The sequence below is a fragment of the Streptomyces sp. NPDC001056 genome (assembly GCF_053598955.1).
Window position 1 is genome coordinate 34,039 of the sequence record NZ_JBSFLI010000016.1, and the last position, 24,822, is coordinate 58,860.

The following is a 24,822-nucleotide window of genomic DNA, read 5'->3' on the forward strand; positions in this document are numbered from 1 at the left end:
ACCACGTTCGGGGTAAGAAGAAGGGACCCGGTTGTTAGACAGACGTCCCGGGTCCCTGGTTGCCCCCCTTGGCCACCTTTACGCGGTGATGAGTTTCCGGGCGCGTTACGCGTCCTTCTTCGGGGCGGGCTTCTTCGCCTTGTCGGACTTGTCGCCGGTGAAGGCCTCGTACTCCTTCATGACCTCCTCGGTGGGGCCGTCCATGCGCAGCTCGCCGCGCTCCAGCCACAGCGTCCGCTCGCAGGTGTCGCGGATCGACTTGTTGTTGTGGCTGACCAGGAAGACGGTGCCCGCCGTCGCGCGCAGCTCGCGGATCCGCTCCTCCGAGCGCACCTGGAACCTGCGGTCGCCGGTGGCCAGGGCCTCGTCGATGAGCAGCACGTCGTGGTCCTTGGCGGCGGCGATGGAGAAGCGCAGCCGGGCGGCCATGCCGGAGGAGTACGTGCGCATCGGAAGGGTGATGAAGTCGCCCTTCTCGTTGATCCCGGAGAAGTCGACGATGTCCTGGTAGCGCTCCTTGATCTGCTCGCGGGACATGCCCATGGCGAGGCCCCCGAGGTGGACGTTGCGTTCACCGGTGAGGTCGTTCATCAGTGCCGCGTTGACGCCGAGGAGGGAGGGCTGACCGTTGGTGTAGATGTGGCCGTTCTCCACCGGCAGCAGGCCGGCGACGGCCTTGAGCAGGGTGGACTTGCCGGAGCCGTTGGTGCCGATGAGGCCGATCGCCTCGCCCTTGTAGGCGACGAACGACACCTTCTTCACCGCGTGCACCCGGCGCACGCCGGCGGCTTTCTCGGCCTGCTTGCGGCGCATGATGCGGTTGAGGGCGGCGGTGGCGGAGCCGCGGCCCGCGCCGGTGCCGTTGACCCGGTAGACGATGTCGACCCCGTCGGCGACGACGGTGGGGACCCGGTCGGTGTGCGCGATCTGCTGGGTGCGCTCGGTCTGCTCAGCCACGGCCGTACGTCTCCTCAGACTTCCAGAAGTAGATGAAGCCGCCGACACCGGCGAGCAGGGCCCAGCCGACGGCGATCGGCCACACGTGCGGGGGCAGCTGCCGGGCGTGGAAGCTGTCGATCAGGGCGAAGCGCATGAGGTCGATGTAGACCGCGGCGGGGTTGGTCTGCAGCAGGACGGTGACGACGTGCGGCAGGTGGTCGTTCTTGGTGAGCTTGTCGATGCTCCACATCACGCCGGACACGTACATCCAGGTGCGCAGGATGAACGGCATCAGCTGGGCGATGTCGGGGGTCTTGGCGCCCCAGCGGGCCATGATCATCGCCACGCCCGCGTTGAAGGTGAACTGGAGGAACAGCGCGGGGATCACCAGGAGCCAGGAGACGCTGACCGGCACGCCGAAGCAGAGCAGGATGACGACGAGGGCGGCCATCGAGAACAGCAGCTGCTGGAGCTGCTGGATGCAGAAGGAGATCGGCAGGGCGGCGCGCGGGAAGTGCAGGGCGCGCACCAGGCCGAGGTTGCCGGAGATCGCCCGGGTGCCGACCTGGATCGAGCTCTGCGTGAACGTCCACACGAACACGCCGGTGACCAGGAAGGGGATGTAGTCCGGGACGCCCCTCTTGGTGCCGAGCAGGACGCCGAAGATGAAATAGTAGACCGCCGCGTTCAGCAGCGGGGTCATGACCTGCCAGACCTGGCCGAGCTTCGCCTCGCTGTACTGCGCGGTGAGCTTGGCGGTGGCGAAGGCGGTGATGAAGTGGCGCCGGTCCCACAGCTGGCGGATGTACTCCGGCAGCGAGGGGCGGGCGCCGCTCACCGACAGGCCGTGCCGGGCGGCCAGCGCCTTGAGGTCGTCGGCCGGGGCCTGGATCGGGGGCGGTGTGTCGAGGACCTGGCTCACATCCGCTGCTTTCGCTCGGGGGGAGGGGGGTGCCACGGCTCCGACTGTGGCCGGGTCCGCGGCGGGCCGGTCCCGTGGTCCGCCGTTTCCTTACGATTCTCTTCACGTTCTCTTACGACGGGACGGGACCGTATCGTCGCAACGTGAGCGTAGAACCATGTGACGTCGCAACGCAACCGTTTCGTCGTAACGCCCTATGCTGGTTCCATGACCACGAACGCCGCCGGGCCCGCCGACGAACCGCCGAAGCCTGCGCGCCGCCGTACCCCTGCCGGGGCCGCGGTGCTGCGCCCGGATGTGACCGAGGCCATCCGGGCGGCCGTCTTCGAGGAACTGGCCGCGGTGGGCTACGCGCGCATGAGCATCGAGGGGATCGCGCGGCGGGCGGGGGTCGGCAAGACGGCGGTGTACCGGCGCTGGCGCTCCAAGCTCCACCTCGTGCTCGACGTGGTCTCCGCGATGGCGGTCCTGGGCCTGCCCGTGCCGGACACGGGCTCCCTGGAGGGCGACCTGCGCCTCCTCTACGAGGTGACCTCCCGCGCCCTGCGCCACCCGGTCGCCTCCCAGATCATCCCCGACCTCCAGGCCGAGGCCGCCCGCAACCCCGACATCGCCGAGGCATTCCAGAAGGCCCTGCGTGACGGCCAGGAGGGCGTGGCCAGCAAGATCGTCGCCGCGGCCACCGCCCGCGGCGAACTCCGCCCCGACCTCGACCCCGACCTCTCCCTCGACCTCATCTCCGGCCCCCTGTACTGGCGCTCCGTGGTCATCCGCTCCCCGAAGCCCCCGAAGGGCTATCTGGAGAAGCTGGCACGGGCGACGGCGGGGGCGCTGAAGGCGCTGTGAGGGCGGCGGGGCTCAGGCGGGGGTGAGAGCGCGGGCGAGGGCGACCAGGTCCGGTGCGCGCAGGACGCGCCCGCCGAAGCCCGGGAGCGGTACGTGCAGGACGCGCGTCCAGCGCTCCGGTACGGCGCCGATCCCGTGGACGGCCCCCGCCAGCGCACCGGTGACCGCCGCCACGGTGTCCGTGTCGCCGCCCAGGTCGACGGCCGCGCGGACGGCCTCCTCGTACGACCCCGTCGTCCGCAGCGCCCACACGGCGGACCCGAGGCAGGGCCAGACCGCGCCGTTGAACTCGGTGGCCCGGTCCGGGTGCCAGCCGGGGGCGAGCACCACGGCGAACCGCTCCCGGTGACCGGGGCGCAGGGCGGTCAGCGTCTTGGGCACGGCGGCCAGCGGGTCGTCGCCGGCCAGCGCCACCCGCACCAGTTCGTGCAGCACGGCCGTGCCCTCGCCGGCGGCGGGGTCGCCGTGGGTGAGCGCGGCGAGACGGCGGGCGGCGTCGAGGGTGGCGGTACGGCCGTGCCGCGCGAAGTACACCGCGGAGGGCGCGGCCCGCATCAACGCCCCGTTTCCCGCGGCCCGCTGACTGCTCCGGAAGTGCAGCTCGGCGGCGGTGTCCCACGGATGTCCGCCGGTCAGCACGGCCTCCGTCTGCAACCCGATGTCCTTCGGCTCGGCGGCGGCCCAGCGCCGGAAGCGCCGGAAGACGTCGGCGAGATCGAGGCCGCCGCGCTCCAGGAGCGACTCCCCGACGAGTACGGCCATCTGCGTGTCGTCCGTGGCCTCCCCGGGCTCCCAGCCGCCACCGCCGCACATCTCGCCGCCGGGGGTCGGGAAGCGCTGCGAGAAAGCGCCCTCGGGCCCGAACTCGAAGGGCGCGCCCAGGGCGTCGCCGACCGCGGAGCCGACGACGGCACCGATGGCCCGATCGAGGGCTGAGGGAGCGGGAGGCACGGGCTCAGCGTACTGAGGCGGACCGGGTGCCGGACCGCCCCCGGGGATCAGCCCCCCAGCATCTTGTCGCGCACCGGGATCCAGTCCAGCGCGGAGCGGATGCCGTCCTCCAGGGACAGTTCCGGTGTCCAGCCCAGCAGCCGGGCCGCGCGGTCGCTCGTGGTGTAGCCGCCGGCGACGTCGCCGGGCCGTGGATCGGTGTCGATCGTCGCGAGGGGGGTGCTCACGACGTTGTTGAAGGCCGCGCACAGCTCCCGCACCGTCGTGCCGGAGCCCGTGCCCAGGTTGATCGCGATCGACGGCTCCGCCTCGTCGAGGATGGCGTCGAAACGCTCGATCGCCGCGATGTGGGCCGCCGCGAGGTCCCAGACGTGCACGTAGTCGCGGATGCCCGTGCCGTCGCGCGTCGGGTAGTCCACGCCGGTGACCGGGAACGGCGTGCCGTTCTGGTGGGCCTGGATCAGCATCCCGAGCGCGTGGCTGGGCCGCTTGAGCTGGAGACCGGTGCGCAGCAGGGGATCGGAGCCGACCGGGTTGAAGTAGCGCAGGGACAGCACCCGCATCTTCCCGGCCGCGGCGATGTCGGCGAACATCTCCTCGCACACCGCCTTGGTCCGGGCGTAGGGGCTCTGCGGCGCCAGCGGCGAGTCCTCGGTGACGGGGGAGCCGTCCTCGGCCCGGTAGATGGAGGCCGAACTGCTGAAGATGAGGCGGTCGCAGCCGTTGCGGTGCAGATGGCCGACGAAGGCCAGGCTCTTGGCGACGTTCGCCTCGTAGTAGCCGATCGGGTCCGCCACCGACTCCGGCACCACGATCAGCGCCGCGCAGTGCACCACGGCCGAGATGTCCGGGTGCTCCGCGAAGATCCGGTCGACCAGGGCCCCGTCCGCGATGTCGCCCTCGTAGAAGACGCGTCCCTCGGTGAACTCGGCGCGGCCCCGCACAAGGCTGTCGAGGATCACCGGGGTGATGCCCGCGTCCAGACAGGCCGACGCGACGGTGCTTCCGATGTAACCCGCTCCACCGGCGATAAGGACAGACACGATGATTCTCTTCCCGGCCTCGTTCCAGACCCAGTAGTTCCAGACGCAGTAGTTCCCGTCACAGCACGAGCGAACAGAACGCCGCCGTCTCAGTGAAGCAGGCGCCGCAGCCGGGCGCGCAGAACCCGCGCGAGACCGCGCGCGCCCGTCGCCACGCGCAGGGCCAGCGCGCCGGAGTGGGTGGCGTACGGCTGGACGAGCAGCACGCCGTGCCGGAGGCTGGGGACGGCGCGGCGGCGCAGCCGGCCGGCGCCCGTGCGGGCGGCCGCCGTCACCTCGCGCTCCGCGCCGTCCGCGAAGCGCACGGTCAGCCGCAGATCCCAGACGCCCGCGCCGAGCGCGCCGAGGTCGACGGGCAGCCCGGCCGACCAGAGATCCGCGCCGGCGGGTGTGAGCGCGACCGTCGCGCGCCCCCGGGCGCGTTCGTCGTCCCGGGATTCCCAGCGCACGTCCAGCTCGCGCGGGCCCGCCGCGGCCACCCTGCCGTACAGCTCGTGCAGCCGCAGCGTGAGGGCGCCGGCGCGTGCCCGCGGGCGCAGTTCCGCGTCCAGTGCGAGCGGGAGCCTCTCGACGGGGCTGGTCAGGAGGGGCGCGAGGGACAGCTGGGGGAGGTCCTCGGACCAGACCGGGGTGCCGTCCGAAGCGCGGGCGTACGGCGGGAGCAGGCGGCCGGGACGGGCGGCCAGGTCCCGCAGCCGGGGCAGGTCGCGCGGCTCCGGTGACTCCAGGAGCAGCCGGCCCAGCAGCCGGCCGGGCGCGGCCGGGTCCAGCTCCCAGTCGGCGGCGTCGTAGCGGGCGAGGTACGCACGGGTGTGCGCCCACCACGCGCGCCGGTACTCCGCTTCGCGCAACCCCAGTTCGCGCGCGTACATCCGCACGTCGTGGTCCAGGAACTTGGCCCGAGCCGCCCGCGCCAGCTCCTTCTGCCCGGCGCCCAGCAGAATGTCGTACGCCAGCGCGCACGCCCGCGTGCGTGCTTCCCAGTTGTCGATGTGCCCCCGGTCCAGCGAGAGCGACAGCCGCTCGGCGGCGCGGCGCACGTGCCACACGTACACGCGGTCGGGGACCAGCGCGATGCGCGGCCCCGCGGCCAGGACCCGGGCGGTGAACACGAAGTCCTCGTAGAGGAAGGGGCCTTCGGGGAAGCGGATGCCGTGCGCGCGCAGGAAGTCGGTGCGGTACAGCTTGTTGACGCACAGCGTGTCGTGGACCAGCCCCGGGCGCTGGGAGGGGCGTGCGAGGACGGAGTGCCCCGCGTAGAGGCTCTCCTGCCAGGGCTGTTCACGCCCCGAGGGCAGCTCCCGGCGCACACACAGCCCGCTCGCCACCGAGGCGCCCGCCCCCTCGGCGGCGGCCAGCAGCGCGTCCACCGCGCCCGGCGGCAGCACGTCGTCGCTGTCCAGGAACATCACGTACGGCGCGGTGACCGCGTCGATCCCGGTGTTGCGCGGACTGCCGCAGCCACCGCTGTTCACGTCCCGGCGGACCACCCGCAGCCGGGCATCCTCGCCGGTCATCCGGTCGAGCAACGCGGCGCTGCCGTCCGTGGAACAGTCGTCCACCGCCACGACCTCCGCGACCGAGGGCCCCTGCGCGAGCGCCGAGCGCACCGCGTCGGCCACATGGGCGCGATCGTTGTAGCCGATCACGACGACGCAGACGGCGCCGACGTTCTGTGCGCTCTCCCTGTTCGGTGTGCTCTGCGTGGTCTGGGGGGTCTCTGACTGGTCGGGCGAGTCGGGAAGCATGGGGTCCACAGGCTGGGAGCGTAGAAATGTTTGGTAATACCCCATTAAGAGAGGCTTAGTGCTCGGTTTGGTAGACGGTTGGAATCCGTGCGGGGTTGTGCCCTTTGCTCGCTCTTTACCTTCGACGCCCCGGTGGCCCGCCACAGCCTGGCGAAGGACAGGACCGCGGCGGCCGCCAGCATCCCGTTGCGCCCCAGCATCAGCAGGCAGCCGGCCCAACTGCCCCCGATCACCTGCCCGTAGCACAGCGGGTACACCACCGTGCTCAGCGCCGACGCCGCCAGGACGAACGCGGCCGCCGGGCGCTGGACGGTGTGCCGCGAGGTCAGGCAGGCGCCGGCGAGCCCGAGCAGCCAGACCATGTACTGGGGGCTGATCACCCTGCTGGTCACCGTGAACAGCAGTACCGCGCACAGCGCCGCGTCGAACGGCGTCGCCTCGTTCCAGCACCGCGCCCGCACCCGCCACAGCACCAGCAGTCCGAACGCCAGCGCCGTCAGCGCGAGGGACGCGGCGGCCACGACCGGCACGTACGGGCCGACCAGTTCGATGGCGCCGTACTGGTAACGGGGCCGCCCCGACCAGCCCGCGTGCCGGGCGAGGTTGAGCGCCGTACCGCCCAGCGACTCGATCTGCACCCCGCGCCCGCCCTGCTGCGCGAGGAACGACAGCGGATGCCGGAACGACAGGGACAGCACCCCCAGTGCGACGGCCCCGGCGCCCGCCGCCCACGTCCACGCGCTCCGGGTCGCCGTGCCCCGGGGCGTGCCCAGCAGCACCAGCGCGGGCCAGCCCTTCACCAGCGCGCCGAGCGCCCCCAGTACCCCACCCGCGCGCGGAGAGCGCGCCAGCGCGAGCAGGGAGAGGACGGCGAAGGCGGTGACCTGGACGTCGTACCGGGCGAGTGGCAGGTGCAACAGCAGCGGCAGTCCGCCGGTCCACATCACCGCGCCGAGCAGACTCCGCCCCGGCCGGCGCCCCGCGCGCACCAGCGCCACCTCGATCAGCGCGTCCGCGGCCAGCGTCAGCGTCACGAACGCCTGGACATACGTCAGCCCCGGCACCAGCCCCGGCGCCAGCAACACCGCGCCCGCGCCCGGCGGGTACTGCCACAGCGTGTCGTGCACCGGATACGACCCCTGTTCGAGCACGCCGTACCAGTGGAAGTACAGCCGCCCCACCTCCCGCGCCACCGAACCGCCGCTGAGCAGCGGCGAACTGTCGTGCGCGAGCAGCCACAGCATCAACGCGCGACTGGCGAGCCAGCCGACCGTGAGCTTGAGGACGGGGCCGGGGGTGACACCGAGACCGTTCATCGCGTTGGAGCCTAAGCCGGGTGGATGGACTATCGGCGCCGATACGCCGCAGTCACCCGCAAACATTGGCTAATCGCAAAAGATCGGGCCGTGGTGAACGTCGGGCTCCCTGGGGAAGCTGTGCAAGCGCCGTCGCCGAAGCCGCGTGGGGTGCGGCGGCGGCGCGGGGGTGTGGTGGGCGTACCCGCGCTGGTGATGCTCGGGCTCGGGCTGTGGGGGGTGGACCGGGGTGGGATGTGGCGCGACGAGGCGGTCACGTTCCAGGTCGCGCGGCGGACGGTGCCGCAGATCTGGCGGTTGCTGCGTGACGTGGACGCGGTGCACGGGCTCTACTACTTCCTCATGCACGCGGTGCTCGCCGTGCGCGCCGACGAGGTGACGCTGCGGTTGCCGTCGGTGGCCGGGGCGGCGGTGGCGGCGGGCCTGGTGGCCGAGGTGGGGGCGCGGCTGGCGCGGCCGCGGGTGGGGTTGTGGGCGGGGCTGCTCTACGCGGTGAATCCGATGGCCGGCCACTACGCGCAGGAGGGGCGGTCCTACGCGCTGGTGGCGGCGGGGGTGATGGGGGCGACGCTGCTGCTCCTGCAAGGGGTGGAGCGGGGGACGTGGTGGGGGTACGGCGCCTGCCTCGGCGTCACGTGCTGGCTGCACGAGTTCGCGGTGCTGGTGGTGCCGGCCCATGGGGTGGCGTTGGCGCTGGGCCGCGTGCGGGGGCGGGCGTGGCGGGGGTGGGGGTGTGCGGCGGGGGCGGTCCTGGTGTGCCTGGTGCCGATGGTGCTGGTGTCGCGGGCGCAGGCGGCACAGGTGGCGTGGCTGCGCAGGCCGACGGGGGCGACGGCGGAGGGGCTGGCGCGGCAGTTCTTCGGGACGTCGGACGGGGTGTACTGGGTGTGTCTGGGGCTGGCGGCGGCGGGGTTGGTGGCCGGGGCGGCCGGGGCGGCCGGGGGAAGGGGAAAGGCGGGGCAGGTCACGCTCGCGGGGGTGGCGGGGGCGTTGGCGGTGGTGCCGCCGGGGGTGCTGATGGCGGTGTCGCAGTCCTCGCCGCCGTTGTACGTCGACCGGTACGTGCTGTTCGCGCTGGCGGGGGCGCCGTTGCTGGTGGCCGGCGGGGCGGAGTGGCTGGTGGGGGTGGCGGGGCGGCGGGTCGCCGGTGGCCTCCCGGTGCCCGCCGGACTCCGCTCGTCCTCCTGGGCCGTCACCCTCGCCGGTCTCCTCGCCCTCGCCCTGGTCCCCGTCCAGGAGTTCCCCCTCCTCCAGCGGGATCGCGACCCCGCCAGGCGTCCCGACGACCTCGCCGCGGTCGCGCGGGCGGCGGCCCACGGGGTGCGGGAGGGGGACGCCGTGCTGTACCTGCCGGCGTACACGCGGAACACCGAGCTGGCGTACCCCGCTCCCTTCCGGGGGACGCGGGACCTGGCGCTCGGGCGGGCCGGGGACGTGTCGGGGACCCTGTACGGGGTGGAGGTCCCCGGCGGCGAGGTGCGGCGCAGGGCGGCCGGGGTGCGGCGGGTGTGGGTCGTCGCCGACCGGGCCGTGCTGGCGGGGCGGTGGACGCCGCGCAGTCCCACCGAGCGGGCCAAACTCGCCCTGCTCCGGCAGGAGTTCACGGTGAGCGGCGAGGCCGTGCGCGGGCGGACCGTCGTACGGCTCTATGTGCGACCCCTCAGTCCCGCGAGCGCGCGGCCTCCGTCGCCGCCGCCGCGTCCAGTGCGGTGGTGAGGCGGTCGAGGCGGGCGTGCAGGTCGGCGATCTCGGCGAGGTCGAAGCCGGTGGAGCGCATGATGCGGCGCGGTACCTCCAGGGCGCGCTCGCGCAGGGCGGCGCCCTCCCCGGTGAGGAGGACCCGTACCGAGCGCTCGTCCTCGACGCTGCGCTCCCGGCGCACCAGGCCCGCCGCTTCCAGGCGCTTGACCAGCGGGGACAGTGTGCCGGAGTCGAGCCGCAGCTGTTCGCCGAGCTTCTTGACCGGCAGGTCGCCCTGCTCCCACAGCACCAGCATCACCAGGTACTGCGGGTAGGTGAGGCCGAGGTCCTTGAGGACCACGCGGTAGACGCCGTTGAAGGCGCGGGACGCGGCGTGCAGCGAGAAGCAGATCTGGCGGTCCAGGCGGAGCCAGTCCGCCTCGGTCTCGGCGGGGGAAGCGGTCATGGGTCCAGGGTAGCTCTTCGTCCGGCATTTGATTGTGCACAACTAAATTGTGTGCTCTACTTGTGGAGCCGGGGAAGCCCCCGAAGTACCACCACACAGGATTGATCGAGAGGGAGGGTTCGTCATGGACGCGCTCTACACCGCCGTCGCCACCGCCACCCACGGCCGTGAGGGCCGTGCCGTCTCCTCCGACGGCAAGGTCGACGTCAAGCTGGCCCCGCCGGTGGAGCTGGGCGGCGACGGCGAGGGCACCAACCCCGAGCAGCTCTTCGCCGCCGGTTACGCGGCCTGCTTCGGCGGCGCCCTCGGCGTCGTCGGCCGCCGGGAGAAGGTGGACGTCACCGACGCCGCCGTCACCGCCGAGGTCGGCATCGGCAAGCAGGGCGAGGGCTTCGGGCTGAAGGTCACCCTGCGCGTCGAGCTGCCCGACACGGTGGACCGCGAGACCGGCCGCAAGCTCGTCGAGGCCGCCCACCAGGTCTGCCCCTACTCCAACGCCACCCGCGGCAACATCGACGTCGACCTCGTCGTCGAGTAGGTCCGGGAACTCGGGGAAGCGGCACCGGCCGGCGGATCACTCCCGTCGGCCGGTGTCCGCTCTCACGCCGACGTCAGCGCGCCCAGCCCCGCCGTCTGCCCCGGCAGCCATACCCCCGCGGCCGGCATCGGCTCGTCCAGCAGCAGGGTGCGCACGACGCGTTCGGCGGCGCGCCCGTCCTCGAACTCGCAGTAGCGCGAGCGGAACGCGGCACGCAGCCGCGCCGACTCCGAGTCCCGCCAGCGGCCCGAGGCGAACAGCCGGGCCAACTCCCGGTGATAGCGGGTGACATGGCCGGGCGGCTCGGCCATCAGGTCGAAGTAGACGCCCCGGGTCCCCCGGCAGACCTCCCAGTCGTCGGCGTGGATCACGATCGGCCGGTCGAGGTTGGCGTAGTCGAACATCACGGACGAGTAGTCGGTGATCAGCGCGTCCGCCGCGAGCAGCACGTCCGCGAGGCCGGGCTCGTCCGTCGCGTCGATCACGATGCCGCGCCGGGCCAGCTCCGTGAGCCCGAGGCCCCGCGCGGGTCCGGTCGCGAGCGAGGGATGCAGCCGGACCACGAGGGTGTGGTCCGCGCCGAGATCGGCCGCGAGGCGGGCCACGTCGAGCCGGTCCGCGTGGCCGCCCCTGCGGTAGTCCCGCCGGGTCGGCGCGTACAGCACCACCGTGTGCTCGTCCGGGATGCCGTACCGCCGGCGGAAGTCGCTGGGACCGCCGTGGACCAGCACGTCGTTGCGCGGGCTGCCGGTGCGCGCCGAGGCGAAGTGGCAGGGGTAGGCGCGTTCGTACACCAGCTCGGAGTGACGGCAGGCGACCAGGCTGTGGTCCCAGCGGTCGGCGCGGCGCAGCAGCTGCGGCACGTCGACGCCGAGCCGGGCGCCCGGCTTGTCCAGCAGATCCGCGCCCAGGTACTTGAGCGGGGTGCCCTGATGGGTGTGGATGTACACACTGCCGGGCCGCTTGGCCGGGACGCCGGTCCACGTCACGTCGTTCACGAGGTACGCGGCGCGCGCCACGACCTCCGCGCAGCGCCGGGTGCCCGCGATCACGTGCTCCACGTCCGGCGGCAGCCCCGCCGCCGTCTCCGCGTCCCGTACGACCCACACCCCGCGCAGTTGCGGGGCGATCCGCCGGGCCGCGCGGTAGACGGCCGCAGGGTCGCCCAGCAGGCCCCGGTGGGAAGACGCCGAGTACACGACCAGGTGCGGGTCGAGTGGGCGGCGGGCGTGCAGGGACGCCCAGCCGGAGCGGGCCCGCCCGGCCGCCGGGCGCCACACCGCGCCCGCCCGCCGGACCGCCTCCCGCCCGGCCCGGCCCGCCTGCCGCCGCAGCCGATAACCGGCCCAGCTGCCCTCCAGCACGGCCACCTCGCCGTCCACTCGGGCACCCTCGGGCTTCCACCGGCGGAACAGCTCGGCCGTACGGCGGAAGAACTCGGCCTTGTCGGCGGGCGGCAGCCGGTCCGGCTTGGCGAGGATGTCCAGGCAGTGCTCGCCCATCTTGCGGTGCAGATACGGTCGCCATGACGCGAGTGCGGGCCGCTGCCCGACGAACGCGAGGACCCGCTCGTACTGGTCGTGGACGTCGAAGTGCTTGCGGCTGGTGGTGGACAGGATGTTGCCCTGCCTGCGCTGGCGGTAGTCGAGGCAGATCCGGTCCAGCGCCGCGATCCGCCGCGCGCTGAGCATGACCGGGAAGGTCCAGGGGGTGTCCTCGTAGTAGCCGGGCGGGAACTCGAAGCCCTCCGCCGCGACGAACTCCCGCCGGTAGACCTTGTTCCACACCACCATCAGCAGGTCCAGGATGCGCGGGTACCCGGCAGCCGTGAAGGTGTCCGGACCGGCCTCGGCGAGCACCTCGGCGAGCGCGTTGCGCCGGGTGCCGCCCCACCAGTAGGTGCGCGCGTAGTCGAACACGAGCACGTCCGGGTCGCCGCTCTCCGCCAGCCGGTCGGCGATGGCCCGGAGCGCGCCCGGGGTGAGGGTGTCGTCGCTGTCCAGGAAGAGGAGGTAGTCGCCGGTGGCGTGCGGCAGCCCGGCGTTGCGGGCGCGGCCGAGGCCCACGTTCTTCGGCAGGTGCAGCACCCTCACCCGTGGATCGCGCGCGGCGTACTCGTCGAGGATCGCGCCGCACCCGTCCGGCGAGCGGTCGTCCACGGCGATCACTTCGAGGTCCTGGTACGACTGCGCCAGCACCGAGTCCAGGCACTCATGGAGGTACGCCTGCACCTGGTAGCAGGGCACGATGACACTGAAGCGGGGCACGGTCAGCTCCTCACGAGGGTCACGGCGGCGGGGGCGGGGACGCGTTCGGCGAGCGGCAGCACCGGCGGGAGCGCCTGTGGCGGCTCGCCGAGCAGCACCCGGCGTACGACGCGCTCGGCGGCGCGCCCGTCGTCGAACTCGCAGAACCGCGCGCGGAACCGGGCCCGCAGCGCCGTCGACTCCGCGCCCGCGTACGCGCCCTCGCGGAAGACGGCGGCCAGCTCCTCGGGGGTGCGGGCGACCGGGCCCGGCGGCTCGGCCATCAGGTCGAAGTAGACGCCGCGCGCCTGCCGGTAGACGTCCCAGTCGTCGGCGTAGACCACGATCGGCCGGTCGAGGTTGGCGTAGTCGAACATGATGGAGGAGTAGTCGGTGATCAGCGCGTCCGCGGCCAGGCACACGTCCTCGGCGCAGCGGTGCGCGGTCACGTCGATGACCCGGTCCGCGTGCCGGGCGGGGCCCCGGTCGTAGAAGTAGTGGGCGCGCAGCAGGACGACGACGTCCTCGCCGGCCGCCGCGCAGAACGCCTCCAGGTCCAGGCCGGGTTCGAAACCGGTGCGGTGGTCGCGGTGGGTGGGGGCGTAGAGGACGGCGATCCGGCCCTCGGGGATGCCCAACTCCCGCCGGACACGGGCCACGTCGGCGGCGGTCGCCGTGTAGTAGACGTCGTTGCGCGGATAGCCGTACTCCAGCGCCTCCCAGGAGCCGGGGAAGGCGCGCTCCCACACGCGGGTGGAGTGGCGGTTGGCGGAGAGGTTGAAGTCCCAGCGGTCGACCCGGCCGAGCAGCCGGGTGAAGCTGCCGGAGCGCGCGGCCACCACCGGGTACGTCGACTGGTCCACGCCCATCGTCTTCAGCGGGGTGCCGTGCTGGGTCTGGAGGTGCACGCTGCCGGGCCGTTTGACCACGCCCTCGGCGAAGTTGGCGTTGTTGACCAGGTAGGTGGCGCGGGCCAGCACGTCCCAGGCGCGGCGCGAGCCGAGCACCGCGTACTCCACGTCCTCGGGCACGGTGTGCTCCTGCCCGGCCTCCACCAGGAACACCGAGCGCAGACGCGGGGCGAGTTCGCGGGCCTTGGCGTGGATCGCGGCCGGGTTGCAGGTGTAGCCGCGGCCCCAGTAGGCGCAGTAGACCGCGAGGTCGGGGTCGAGCGGGCGGCGCAGGGCGGCCTGGTAGCGCAGCCGGGTGCGCACGGCGCGGGGGCGCGGCACGGTCCCGGCGGTCCTGCCCGCGAGCCGGTTCGCGTCGCGCAGGGCGCGGAAGGCGTCGTACGCGCCGACCGCCAGCAGCCGGTGCTGCACGCCCAGGCTGCCGCGCGGCGTCCGGTGCCCGGCCGGCCGGAACCGCCGGTACAGCCGGGCCGCGCGGCGGAAGAACGCCCGGTGCCCGCGGGCCAGCCGCTCGGGCCGGGACGCGGTCTTCAGCACCAGCGCGAACAGCTGGTCGAAGAGGGGGCCGGTGCGCTCGGCCGGCAGGGCGTGCTCGGCCGCCCGCGCGAGGACCAGCTCCACCTGGTCGAGGAGGGTGTGCTGTCCTTTCCCGGGCGCGTTCAGCCGGCTGCCCTGCCGCCGCAGCCGGTGCCGTACGACCACCCGACGCAGGACGGCGATCCGCTCGGCGGCGATCGTGGTCAGCCCGCCCCAGCCGACGTCGGTGAAGTGGCCCTCGGGAAAGGCGAGTCCGTGCCCGGTGAGGAAGGCGCGGCGGTACACCGCGCTCCACGCGGGGAGCGCGGCGCCGGTCAGCCGCGGCAGCTCGGCGGGGGTGAAGGGGCCCCGCGGGGCACCGGCGAACAGCGGCGCCACCGGGTTGGTCGGCTCGCCCTCCCACCAGGGGGCGCGCTCGTGCTCCACGTACAGCACGTCCACCCCGGCGGTCTCGGCCAGCCGGGCGTCCACGGCCGCGAGCGCGCCCGGCAGCAGCAGGTCGTCGCCGTCCAGGAACAGCACGTACGCGCCGGTCGCCGCCCGCATCCCGGCGTTGCGCGCCCCGCCGAGCCCGGCGGACGGCGGCGAGTGGACCGGCATCACCCGGGGGTCCCGCCCGGCGTACCCGGCGGCCACCTGGGCGGCCGGTGCGTCGGGCGCGTCGCAGACCGGGATCAGCTCCAGGTCGCCGAAGGACTGGCCGAGGACCGAGTCCAGCGCCTGGGACAGCCGGCCGGCGACGCCGTGGGACGGGACGATAATGCTGAAGCGGGGCATTCTGCTCTTTCTGTCGTCTTGCGTAAGCGGCCTTCTCCGGCACGCGGCCCGCCCCCTCGGGGACGCGGCCCGTCCTCGCGGAGACCTGGTCCGACCACGCGGGGACACCGCCCGTCGTCCCGCCGCGGGCGCGGCCGGGCCGTCCCGCCGGGCGCCGGGTGGACGGCCGGCTCGGGGCGGGCCGCGTCGAGCCGGCGGGCACGGGAACTCCCGGTGGGGTCAACGGTGTCCGGCGCTCCTGGTGACGGGGCGCGGGCCGGCCGGACGCGGCACGGTGGCCAGCGGCGACCGCACCGCGGACGCGAGGCCCGCCGCCGACGGCACCGGGCGGCGCTCGGCGAGCGGCACCACGGGCGACGGCTCGGCGCGGCCCAGCACGACATGCCGTACGACCCGCTCGGCGGCGCGCCCGTCGTCCCACGGGCAGAACCGCTCCCGGAACGCGGCGCGCAGCAGCGCGGCGTGCGCACTGTTCCAGCGGCCGTCGGTGAACACGTCGGCCAGCTCGTCCTCGTCGCGGCCCACCGCGCCCGGCGGGGCACCCGGCAGGTCGACGTAGGCGCCGCGCACCGCCTCGTACGCCGTCCAGTCCGCCGTGTGCAGCACGATCGGCCGGTCCAGTCCCGCGTAGTCGAACACCAGCGGCGCGTGGTCGGTGAGCAGCGCGTCCGAGGCCAGGCACAGGGCCTCGCGGCAGGGGTGCGCGGAGACGTCGACGACCCGGGCGCCCTCGACCGGCACGTCCCCGTGGGTGCGGGCGAGGATCACGAAGCGCGGGCCGAGGCGGTGCGCGAGCCGCGGCAGGTCCAGGGGGAGGTGCTGGGTGCGGCGGTGGTCGCGGCGGCCGGGCGCGTAGAGGATCGCGACGGCGCCCGCGGGGATGCCGAGGCCGGCGCGCAGCCGGGCCACGTCGTCCGGGGTGGCCCGCTGGAAGACGTCGGTGCGCGGGCTGCCGTACTCCAGGGTGGTGTAGCGGCCCGGGAGGACCCGCTCCCAGGTCAGGGTGGAGTGGCGGTTGCCGGAGACCACGTGGTCCCACTGGTCGGCGTCCCGCAGCAGCGCCGCGAAGTCCGTGTCGCGGGCGACCGCCGGACGCTCCTGGAGATCGAGTCCCGTGTGCCCGAGGGGAGTTCCGTCCAGGGTGCGCACGAGGATCTGCCCGGGGCGCTTGCGCAGCCCGCGCGTGAGGTGGGCGTCGCCGAACAGGTACGTGGAGCGGGCGAGCGCCGTCCAGTGGGCGGCCGTGCCGGGGGCGACGGGACGCGGCCCGGCCGGGAGCGGGTGCGGGTGCGCCGGGTCGGTGATCCAGACGGTGCGCACGTACGGGGCGTATCTGCGCACCGCCTCCTCCAGTGCGGCCGGATCGCCGCCGTACCCGCCCTCGGCGGCGAACACCGCGCGCTCGGGCCGCAGGGGCAGCCGCAGCTGGACCCGGTAGTGCAGGCGGAGCGCGCCGGAGCGCACGGCGCGCGCCGGACCCAGCACGAGCTGCCGCAGGCGCCGGCGGACGGCGGAGGCGTACCGCAGCGCCCGGAAGGTGCGGTGCAGTCCGAACCGGATCAGCAGGTGCCGCCGCCGCAGCCGTACCTCCGGCACCCGGTAGCGGCGGTGGTGGTCGCGGGCGCGGCGCAGGAACTCCCGGTGGCTGCCGCGCGGCAGCCGCCCCGGCCGGGTGAACACGACGCCGTAGTGGTCGATCATCCGGCGGAACAACTCGGGCTTCCAGGAAGCGAGTTCGGGATGGTCCGCCACGTAGGCGAAGACCCGCTCGTACTGGTCGAACAGGTCGAAGTGCTGACGGCTGGTGGTGGACAGGATGCTGCCCTGGCGGCGCTGCCGGTAGTGCACGCACACCCGGTCCAGGGTCGCGATCGAACCGGCCGCCATCAGCACCGGGAAGGTCCAGGGAGTGTCCTCGTAGTAGCCCGGCGGGAAGGTGAACCCCCGCGCCGCGACGAACTCCCGCCGGTACGCCTTGTTCCAGGCCACCATCAGCACCCGCAGCAGTCCCGGCCGGTCCGCGAGCCGGAAGGGCGCCCGGCCCCACTCGCCGAGCTCGCCCGCGAGATGGTTGCGCACCCGCCGGCCGTCCCCGTACGTGCGCTCGTAGTCGTACACCAGAACGTCCGGCTCGCCGGTCGCCTCGATCCGTTCGGCGACGGCCCGCAGCGCGCCCGGGGTGAGGGTGTCGTCGCTGTCCAGGAAGATCAGGTAGTCGCCGGTGGCCTGCGCGATCCCCGCGTTCCTGGCCCGCCCGAGCCCCCGGTTCTCGGCCAGGTGCACCGGCTTCACCCGGGGGTCCCGGGCCGCGTACTCGTCGATGATCTCCCCGCAGGCGTCCGGCGAGCGGTCGTCCACCGCGATCAGTTCGAGATCCGGGTACGACTGCGACAGCACCGAGTCCAGGCACTCGGGGAGGTACGCCTGGACCTGGTACGCGGGGACAATGACACTGAACGTGGGCACGGGACATCCATGGGTCGGTCGGCGCGGGCGTTCTGCCCGGGAACGGCCGAAGGAGTGACGGGGTTACGGCCCGTACGGCATTCGGGGGACACCCGGTGAACAACAAGGGGTGGGCCCGTGCCCGAACCCACCCCCGCAACGATCTTCTGGTAACGCCTACTTGACCGCGCCCGCCATCACCCCGGACACGAACTGCCGCTGGAACGCGAAGAACACGGCCAGCGGGATCACCATGGAGATGAACGCGCCGGGCGCGAGCACGTCGATGTTGTTGCCGAACTGCCGTACCTGCGTCTGGAGCGCGACCGTGATCGGCTGGGTGCCGGACTTGGTGAACACCAGCGCGACCAGCATGTCGTTCCACACCCACAGGAACTGGAAGATGCCGAGGCTCGCGATGGCCGGACCGCCGAGCGGCATCACCACCCGGGCGAACAGCCGCAGTTCACCGGCGCCGTCGAGGCGCGCCGCCTCCAGCAGTTCGCGCGGGATCTCCGCGAAGAAGTTGCGCAGCAGGAACACCGCGAACGGCAGTCCGAAGCCGGTGTGGAACAGGACGACGCCGAAGATCGTGCCGAACAGGCCGATCCTGCCGAAGAGTTCGGCGATCGGGATCAGGGCCACCTGCACCGGCACCACCAGCAGGCTGACCACGCCGAGGAACCACCAGTCACGGCCCGGGAACTCCATCCACGCGAACGCGTATCCGGCGAGCGAGCCGATGACCACGACCAGGACGGTCGCCGGGACCGTGATCAGGACCGTGTTCAGCAGGGAGTGGGTGATGTCGCCGTTCTCCAGCAGCTTCCGGTAGCTGTCGAAGGTCAGCTGGGAGGGCTTGGTGAACACCGTCCACCAGCCGCTCGCGCTCATGTCGTCGGGGGAGCGCAGCGAGGAGATCAGCAGCCCGATGGTCGGCACCAGCCAGAACAGGCCGACCAGGACGAGGAAGACGCGGACCAGCCCGCCGTTCAGCTTCTCCGCGATCCTCGAACCGAGCGACCGCCGGGCCTCGGCGGCGGGTGCCGCCTCCCGCACGTCGGTGGCGAGCGCCGTCATCGCCGTACCTCCCGCCTGAGCCGTCGGATGTTGAACAGCATCACCGGGATCACCAGCAGCAGCAGGAACACCGCGATCGCGCTCGCGACGCCCGGCTGACCCTCCGCGAAGCCCCTGCGGTACAGCTCCAGGGCGAGCACGTCGGCGTCGTCCTGGGAGGAGCCGGGGGCGATGATGTAGACGAGGTCGAACACCTTGAGCACGTTGATCATCAGGGTGACGGCGACGACCGCGAGGACCGGTGCGAGCAGCGGCACCGTGACCCTGCGGAACACCTGCCACTCGTTGGCGCCGTCGACCCGCGCGGCCTCCAGCAACTCCCGGGGCACGCCCGCGAGTCCGGCCGCGATCAGCACCATCGCGAAGCCCGCCCACATCCAGACGTACGCCCCGATGATCGCCGGGGTGACCAGCGCGGGGCCGAGCCACTCCACGCCGTTGTACGGCTCCCGGAAGTTCCCCGCGGGCAACCGCAGCCGGGCACCGTCGGCCGCCGCGGGCAGCGTGAAGGTACCGTCCGCCGCCGCCTTCGCCGAGGCAACGACCTTGCCGCCCTTGACCGCCTCGATCCGCATCCCCGGATAGCCCAGCTCGGACGGGTCCGGCGCGCCGAGCCGGCCGACGCCCTTGCCGCGGGTGAAGTCCTGCCAGGTGGTGCCGGTGACCTTGCCCGGCTCGGCCTTCGCGGCCGCCGCCTTCCCCGCGCCGCCGGGCATCTGGTCCGGGGCGACCCCGACGAGCGGCAGCGCGACCGGCTGCCCGGCGTGCACCACGGCCCTGGTGACGAAGCCGCCGCCCTGCGCGACGAGCGGCGACCGACGCCCCGGGTGGGCCTTCGGGAAGGCCGAGGACTGCGCGAACGTGTCGTGCACCGACACCCACGCGGCGTTGGCGACGCCCTTGTCCGGGTCCTGGTCGTACACCAGCCGGAAGATGATCCCGGCCGCGAGCATCGAGATCGCCATCGGCATGAAGACGACCAGCTTGAACGCCGTTCCCCAGCGCACCCGTTCGGTCAGCACCGCGAAGACCAGTCCGAGCGCGGTGGAGACGGCGGGCGCGAACACCACCCAGATGACGTTGTTCTTGAGGGCGGTGAGGATGCCGTCGTCGGTGAAGACCGTCTTGTAGTTGTCGAACCCGGCGAAGCCGTGCCCGGAGTCGGTGCCGAAGCTGCGGACGATCGAGTACCCGATGGGGTAGACCACGAGCGCGCCCAGCAGCACCAGGGCGGGCAGCAGGAACAGCACTGCCACGGCCCTGCGGGTGCCGGTCACGCTCTTGCGCGCGCGGGGCGCGGCGGGACCCGGTGGGGCCCCGGCCGCCGCTGCCGACGCCATCGCCGGCTCAGCTCCCGCTTCCGTACGCGGCCGCCGCGTCCTTCTCCAGCGCGGCCTGGGCGCCCGCGACATCGCTCGGGTTCTTCAGGAAGTCCTGGAGGTCCTTCCACTCGCCCTTGCCCGGGGTGCCGCCGAAGGCCTGCGGGGCCTGGTCGGACATGTCGAAGCGGAAGTCGTCGCCGGACGCGATCAGCGCCTTGGCGATCTTCTGCTGGACGCTGTTCGGATACGCCGAGACGGGCACGTTCCTGTTCGGCGAGAGGTAGCCGCCGAGCTTCGCCTGGATGGTGGCCGCGTCCGGGGAGGCGAGGAAGGCCACCAGGGCCTGCGCCGCCTTGGAGTCCTTCAGGACGACCGCCGCGTCACCGCCGGAGACCACGGGCGCGGTCGAGCCGACCGCCGGGAACGGGAACACCTTCGCGTCCGTGCCCACCTTCGCCTTGGTCTCGCCGATGTTGACCTGCACGAAGTCGCCCTCGTACACCATCGCGGCCTTCGGCTGGTCGCCGCCGGTGAAGGTCTGGGTGACCGAGTTCGGGAACTCCGTCTGGAGCGCGCCGTTCTGCCCGCCGGCCAGGTAGTCCTTCTTGCCCCAGATCTGCGCCAGCGTCCGGAGCGCCTGCTTCACCGAGGGATCGGTCCACTTGATCTTGTGCTGGGCGAGCTGGTCGTACTTCTCGGGCCCCGCCTGGGACAGGTAGACGTTCTCGAACCAGTCCGTCAGCGGCCATCCGTCCGCGCCCGGCACGGAGAACGGCGTGACCCCCGAGTCGTAGACGGCCTGGGCGGTGGTCAGCAGGTCCTTCCAGGTCGCGGGCTCCTTGGCCCCCGCGTTCTCGAAGACCTTGGCGTTGTACCAGACCAACGACTTGTTGGCGGCCTTGTAATAGACGCCGTACTGCTTGCCGTCGACCTTCCCGATGTCCTGCCAGCCCTGCGAGTAGTTCTTCCGCACTTCCTTGAGCGCGTCCGGCCCGACCGGCTTGGCCCACCCCTTGTCCACGGCCTGCTTGATGGCACCGGGCTGCGGCAGCATCGCCACGTCCGGCGGCTGCCCCCCCGCGATCTTCGAACCGAGGAAGTTGATGATCGGGTCCTGCGCGGGCACGAAGGTGACCTTCGCGCCGGTGCGCTTCTCGAACTCCGCCAGCACCTTCTTGAAGTTCGTCTGCTCCTGCCCGGTCCACACGGCGGCGATCTCCAGGTTCGCGCCGTCCAGCCTCGGCAGCGAGACGGAGGCGCCTGCGGAGGGCGAACTCCCCTTGTCCTTCTTGTCGTCACCACCCCCTCCGGAACACGCGCCGAGGACAAGGCCCCCCGCGAGCAACGCGGCGACCGCGCCGACGGCCCTGCCGGTCCGGATGGTGCTGCTCCTGCTGCGCATCACTTCCCCGTTCGTCGTTCGTCTTTCACCGTTGAACGTCAGAACACTGTCCGTGCGGTCCGGTGTACGCCGGGTCGCGGAGGCGGGGCAAGAGCGCCTGCGTGCGGGGCGGGGTGATCGTGACCGGGTCGTGACCGGGGGTGTATGCGCCGTTCCCCGGGGCGTGTTGGGGCTTTTCCCTCTCCTACAGCAGGGACGGCACCTGAGCTGCCGCGACCTGGCGGGCGGCGCGTTCCACGGCGCTGGCCAGGAGGGCGAGGTCGGTGGGGCCGTTGCCGAGTTCGCGGACGGGGCGGCGGGTCGGGGGGTCGCCCATGCGGTGCCAGTCCAGGGGCACGACCGTGGGGCGCTGGGTCGCGGTGCGGGGGATGCGGCCGGTGACGCGGCCCGCCTGGAACTCCAGGGAGGGGGCGTCCGGGTGCGCCAACTCGCCCCGGCCGGGCCCCGGTTCGTCGGGGCCCGGCTGGGGGGCCGCCAGGGTGATGCGGAGGGTGGCCCGGCGGGCCGGTTCGCTCTGCGCCGTACGGCCGTCCGCGCCGGTAGCCGCCACCAGGTGCACGCCCAGCCGCTCGCCCTCCCGGGCCACCGCCTCCAGCGCCCGCATCACCGAGCCCGCGGCGGGCCTGCCCGGGGCGCCGAGCGCGGGGGAGACCAGCGCGTCCAGATCGTCGACGACCACCACGAGCCGGGGCAACGGCGGTACGGCCTCGGCGCGTTGACGTGCCGCAGCGCCGGGGCGGAGGCGCAGCGTGGAGCTGGGCGGCGCCTCGACGTCCCCCGCGCCGGCCGGGGTGCGCTGCGCGACAACACGGCCGGAGGCCGTCCGCGCCGCGTGCCACTGCGCGAAGTCGGTGCGGCCCAGCAGCTCCGCGCGCCGCTTCAGTTCGGCGCTGAGCGACTGCGCGAACTCCCGCATCCGGACGGGATCGTTGGCGATCAGGTGCGTCGTCACGTGGGGTATCTCCACGCAGACCCGCAGGCCCTCGTTGCGCCCGCCTCCCGTGCCGACGCCGTCCCGGCCGTCGATGAGCACCATGCCGAGCCGGTCCGGGCGTTCCGCGGCGGCCAGCGAGGCCACGAGGGCCCGAAGCAGTTCGGTACGACCGCTGCCGGCCGGCCCCTCGACCAGCAGATGCGGGCCGTCGGCCACCAGGTCCGCGGTGACCGGGCCGTGCGGGCCGGCGCCGAGCACCGCGCGGGCCCGGCCGCCCAGCGCCTCCGGGTCGTCCGCCGCGTCCGCCCAACGGGCCATCAGCGAGGCCGGGGTGGCGCGGGCGAGCCCCAGCTCGTCCAGCAGCCGCGCCGACGGGGGCAACGGAGTCGCCACCCGCGCGTGCCCCGCGCCGGCCGGGCCGTCCGGCCGCAGCGGCGCCAGCGCCCGCGCGAACCGCTCCGCCCACGCCGGGGACACCGCGTCCACGGCGGCGGCCACACCGGGCTCCACGGGCCCGCCCGGCGCGACCCGCATCAACTGGAGCGTGCCGGCCACGTCCCCGCCGAGCAGGGCCACGGCGCCGCAGTGCCGCAGGGTGGGGGCCACGGCGCACGCCGCGTCGTAGGTCCGGGCCACGGGGGACGCGGCCGAGGACGCGGGCACCTCGGCCAGGCACACCACGTGCACTCCGGCCCGGGGGCCCGTCACGGCCAGACGGGCCAGGGCCTCGTGCAGACCGGTTCCGCCGGGGTCGCCGTCGACCACGACGACCGTGTAGGGGCCGGGGAAGCCGGTGCCGCCGAGGTCGGCTTCGTCCTTGGCCCAGGAGGGTCGGCGCGGGGCGGGGCCGGACCCCGGGGCGGCGCTCTGTGCCGGCGTGCCGAAAGCGGGCGACAGGGGGCCGTGGGCCGGGGCGCCGAGGGGGGCGGTGGGCGCGGGGCGGCCGGGCCCGGACTCGCCGCCCGGGCCCCGCGTCCGCGGGGCGCCGGGGACGCCCGCGGCCTGGGCCTGGTGGGGGATCAGCGGGGTGTCGTGCGGCACCGCGTGCGGGCGTGTCCGGGAGGCCGCCGTGCCCTGCGGCGGGACCGGGTGGGGGTGCGCGGCCCCCTTGTCGCGCGCCGAGGAGTCGTCCACCCGGCGCAGCAGTTCCTCCACGCGGGCGGCGGCCTGCTCGCGGTCGTAGGCGAGCAGGAGGCGGCAGTCCTGGCCGTGGTTCGGGCGGACGTGCGGGAGCCAGCCCAGCCAGGACCACTCGGCCGTGCGCTCCTCGACCGGACGGGAGCCGTCGGCGCTGATGAGCACGATCTCCAGCAGGTCGGGGGAGTGGAGCGCGGCCAGCTGGGCCAGCACCGCGCGGGTCAGGCCGGACAGCCGGGGCCGGGGACCGGCGAGGCCCAGCGCGCCCGCCTCCCGCAGCGCGGCGGTCACCGGCACGGCGGGCAGCAGGCCCGAGCCGTCCGGCGTGCTCCGGTCGGCGGTGCCGAGCCGCACGGTCAGCGCCTCCGGGTGTCCGGGACCCCGCTCCCACAGGCGGGGGCCGGGGCCGAGCGCCGTCAGCAGCAGCGCGGCGGGGTCCGGCCAGGTGTCCGGCCGCCGGGGGACACCGGCGTCCGGGGCGCCGCCGGCCGCGGTCCCGTCGCCGTACGGCTTGGCGCCGCCCCGCGGCTGCTCCTCGCGCCCACCGGCCAACCGCCGGGCCCAGGCCCCGAGTCCCCGCCGTCGAACGCTCTGCGCCCCGCCGCCGACCCCGAACCGCCCCGCGTGCGTGTCCCCGCCCTGCACGGCGAGTTCCCCGGCGCTGCGGGGAGCCCCGGCCTCGGCGGTTCCCCAGGAGGCGGCGCCGTAAGCGTGTCCGGTCCCCCCGGCACCGGCCGCCTCGGGCCCCGGGCCGTCGTGACCGGCGGACGCCGGGACCGCTCCGTGGACTTCGCCCGGCGAAGCGTCCGGTGCGGGCGGGAACCCGGCCGCCCCCGCGGTCCCGGCGGATCCGACCCGGACACACCCCTCTCCGTCCGCGACCACCGGCACCCGTACCCGCGGCCCGCCGGGAGCGACCCGCAGCGCCGACTCCCCGATCCGCAGCAGGCCCCCGGCGGGGACCCGCACCGGGTGCTCCCCGATCCGGGTGCCGTCCAGCGTCGTGCCGTTCGTGGAACCGAGGTCCGCGACGGACACCCGCCCGTCCGCGGCCACCGTCACCGCGCAGTGCAGGCGCGACACATCGGGGTCGTCCAGCGGCACGTCCGCGTCCGCGGAGCGACCGACCGTGATCCGGCCGCCGTGCAGCAGATGCACCCCGCCCGCGTCCGGCCCCGCCACCACGTGCAACTGCGTGGGCGCGTCGTCCGGTTCGGGATGCGGCTCGGCGGCCGCGGGGGCGCCCAGGGACAGTACGGCGCCGTCGACCAGCGGCGGCTCGCCGAGAACGGCGCGGCGCGGATCGAGCCGCTCGGCACCGGAGTACAGCACGACCGACGCGCCCCCGGTGTCGCGCCCCGCGCCCTCCCCGGCGACCGCTCCGGCCAGCGCGGACGCGACCGCGGCGAGGTCGGTGCCCGCGGGCGCCGTGACCAGCACGTCGCGGCTCGCACCCCGCTGCGGGGGCGGGCCCAGCGGGTCTACGACGGTCAGCCGGATCTGCATCGGCGTCAGCGGTCCCTTCTGCGCGGGTCTGCGCGGGCGCGGACTACCCCCCACCCCACACGAGCACGTCGGCCAG

General features: G+C 74.0%; 17 protein-coding genes. 3 read left to right on the forward strand and 14 right to left on the reverse strand.

The window, feature by feature from the left end; all coding sequences use genetic code 11:
• Positions 1-105: 105 nt before the first annotated feature.
• Together ACWDD7_RS19975 and ACWDD7_RS19980 are read right to left on the reverse strand one after the other, a co-directional pair.
• The gene (locus ACWDD7_RS19975; protein ID WP_450458292.1) at positions 106-957 is read right to left on the reverse strand and encodes an ABC transporter ATP-binding protein; all 852 of its coding nucleotides are present in this window, start codon (positions 955-957) and stop codon (positions 106-108) included.
• Positions 950-1,861, reverse strand: a complete 912-nt coding sequence (locus ACWDD7_RS19980) for an ABC transporter permease (RefSeq protein WP_450458293.1) — start codon at positions 1,859-1,861, stop codon at positions 950-952. The genes ACWDD7_RS19975 and ACWDD7_RS19980 overlap by 8 nt, the downstream gene beginning before the upstream one ends.
• Before the next feature lie 207 nt (positions 1,862-2,068).
• On the opposite strand from ACWDD7_RS19980, the gene ACWDD7_RS19985 reads away from it, so the two are divergent.
• Complete coding sequence (locus ACWDD7_RS19985) at positions 2,069-2,707, forward strand: TetR/AcrR family transcriptional regulator (RefSeq protein ID WP_351875156.1); 639 nt, start codon at positions 2,069-2,071, stop codon at positions 2,705-2,707.
• A gap of 12 nt (positions 2,708-2,719) precedes the next feature.
• Here ACWDD7_RS19985 and ACWDD7_RS19990 read toward each other — a convergent pair whose 3' ends face one another.
• The 4 genes from ACWDD7_RS19990 to ACWDD7_RS20005 all read right to left on the reverse strand — a co-directional run bounded on the left by ACWDD7_RS19990 (position 2,720) and on the right by ACWDD7_RS20005 (position 7,765).
• On the reverse strand, positions 2,720-3,658 hold the full coding sequence (locus ACWDD7_RS19990; protein WP_450458294.1) for an ADP-ribosylglycohydrolase family protein: 939 nt from the start codon (positions 3,656-3,658) through the stop codon (positions 2,720-2,722).
• A 47-nt stretch (positions 3,659-3,705) separates the two neighbouring features.
• The gene (gene galE, locus ACWDD7_RS19995) at positions 3,706-4,701 is read right to left on the reverse strand and encodes a UDP-glucose 4-epimerase GalE (RefSeq protein ID WP_392217185.1); all 996 of its coding nucleotides are present in this window, start codon (positions 4,699-4,701) and stop codon (positions 3,706-3,708) included.
• 89 nt (positions 4,702-4,790) lie between these two features.
• Positions 4,791-6,449 (reverse strand): glycosyltransferase family 2 protein, encoded by a 1,659-nt coding sequence (locus tag ACWDD7_RS20000; RefSeq protein WP_450458382.1) that lies wholly within the window; start codon positions 6,447-6,449, stop codon positions 4,791-4,793.
• 44 nt (positions 6,450-6,493) lie between these two features.
• Positions 6,494-7,765 carry a glycosyltransferase 87 family protein gene (locus ACWDD7_RS20005; RefSeq protein ID WP_450458295.1) on the reverse strand — a complete coding sequence of 424 codons (1,272 nt, stop codon included), beginning with the start codon at positions 7,763-7,765 and terminating at the stop codon, positions 6,494-6,496.
• Positions 7,766-7,939: 174 nt separating this feature from the next.
• Here ACWDD7_RS20005 and ACWDD7_RS20010 point away from each other — a divergent pair, with 174 nt between their 5' ends.
• Entirely contained in the window at positions 7,940-9,481 is a 1,542-nt protein-coding gene (locus ACWDD7_RS20010; RefSeq protein ID WP_450458297.1) for a glycosyltransferase family 39 protein, read from the forward strand.
• Here the strand turns inward: ACWDD7_RS20010 and ACWDD7_RS20015 are convergent.
• Complete coding sequence (locus ACWDD7_RS20015; RefSeq protein ID WP_351879952.1) at positions 9,426-9,911, reverse strand: MarR family winged helix-turn-helix transcriptional regulator; 486 nt, start codon at positions 9,909-9,911, stop codon at positions 9,426-9,428. The two genes, ACWDD7_RS20010 and ACWDD7_RS20015, sit on opposite strands and share 56 nt — an antisense overlap.
• Positions 9,912-10,035: 124 nt before the next feature.
• Here ACWDD7_RS20015 and ACWDD7_RS20020 point away from each other — a divergent pair, with 124 nt between their 5' ends.
• Complete coding sequence (locus ACWDD7_RS20020; protein ID WP_351879949.1) at positions 10,036-10,449, forward strand: organic hydroperoxide resistance protein; 414 nt, start codon at positions 10,036-10,038, stop codon at positions 10,447-10,449.
• Between the two features lie 62 nt (positions 10,450-10,511).
• On the opposite strand, the gene ACWDD7_RS20025 is transcribed toward ACWDD7_RS20020, so the two are convergent.
• The 7 genes from ACWDD7_RS20025 to ACWDD7_RS20055 form a co-directional block, all read right to left on the reverse strand.
• A complete protein-coding gene (locus tag ACWDD7_RS20025; RefSeq protein WP_450458298.1) occupies positions 10,512-12,716 on the reverse strand; it encodes a bifunctional glycosyltransferase/CDP-glycerol:glycerophosphate glycerophosphotransferase in 2,205 nt (734 codons plus the stop codon).
• Between the two features lie 2 nt (positions 12,717-12,718).
• Positions 12,719-14,920 (reverse strand): CDP-glycerol glycerophosphotransferase family protein, encoded by a 2,202-nt coding sequence (locus tag ACWDD7_RS20030; RefSeq protein ID WP_450458299.1) that lies wholly within the window; start codon positions 14,918-14,920, stop codon positions 12,719-12,721.
• Positions 14,921-15,139: 219 nt separating this feature from the next.
• On the reverse strand, positions 15,140-17,386 hold the full coding sequence (locus ACWDD7_RS20035) for a bifunctional glycosyltransferase/CDP-glycerol:glycerophosphate glycerophosphotransferase (protein ID WP_450458300.1): 2,247 nt from the start codon (positions 17,384-17,386) through the stop codon (positions 15,140-15,142).
• A 156-nt stretch (positions 17,387-17,542) separates the two neighbouring features.
• On the reverse strand, positions 17,543-18,445 hold the full coding sequence (locus tag ACWDD7_RS20040; protein ID WP_450458301.1) for a carbohydrate ABC transporter permease: 903 nt from the start codon (positions 18,443-18,445) through the stop codon (positions 17,543-17,545).
• Positions 18,442-19,785 carry a carbohydrate ABC transporter permease gene (locus ACWDD7_RS20045; RefSeq protein WP_450458302.1) on the reverse strand — a complete coding sequence of 448 codons (1,344 nt, stop codon included), beginning with the start codon at positions 19,783-19,785 and terminating at the stop codon, positions 18,442-18,444. Before ACWDD7_RS20045 ends, ACWDD7_RS20040 begins: the two co-directional genes overlap by 4 nt.
• 7 nt (positions 19,786-19,792) lie before the next feature.
• Positions 19,793-21,169, reverse strand: coding sequence for an ABC transporter substrate-binding protein (locus ACWDD7_RS20050; protein ID WP_351880754.1), 1,377 nt, complete (start codon positions 21,167-21,169; stop codon positions 19,793-19,795).
• 184 nt (positions 21,170-21,353) lie between these two features.
• Positions 21,354-24,746, reverse strand: coding sequence for an FHA domain-containing protein (locus tag ACWDD7_RS20055; RefSeq protein WP_450458303.1), 3,393 nt, complete (start codon positions 24,744-24,746; stop codon positions 21,354-21,356).
• Between the last annotated feature and the right edge of the window lie 76 nt (positions 24,747-24,822).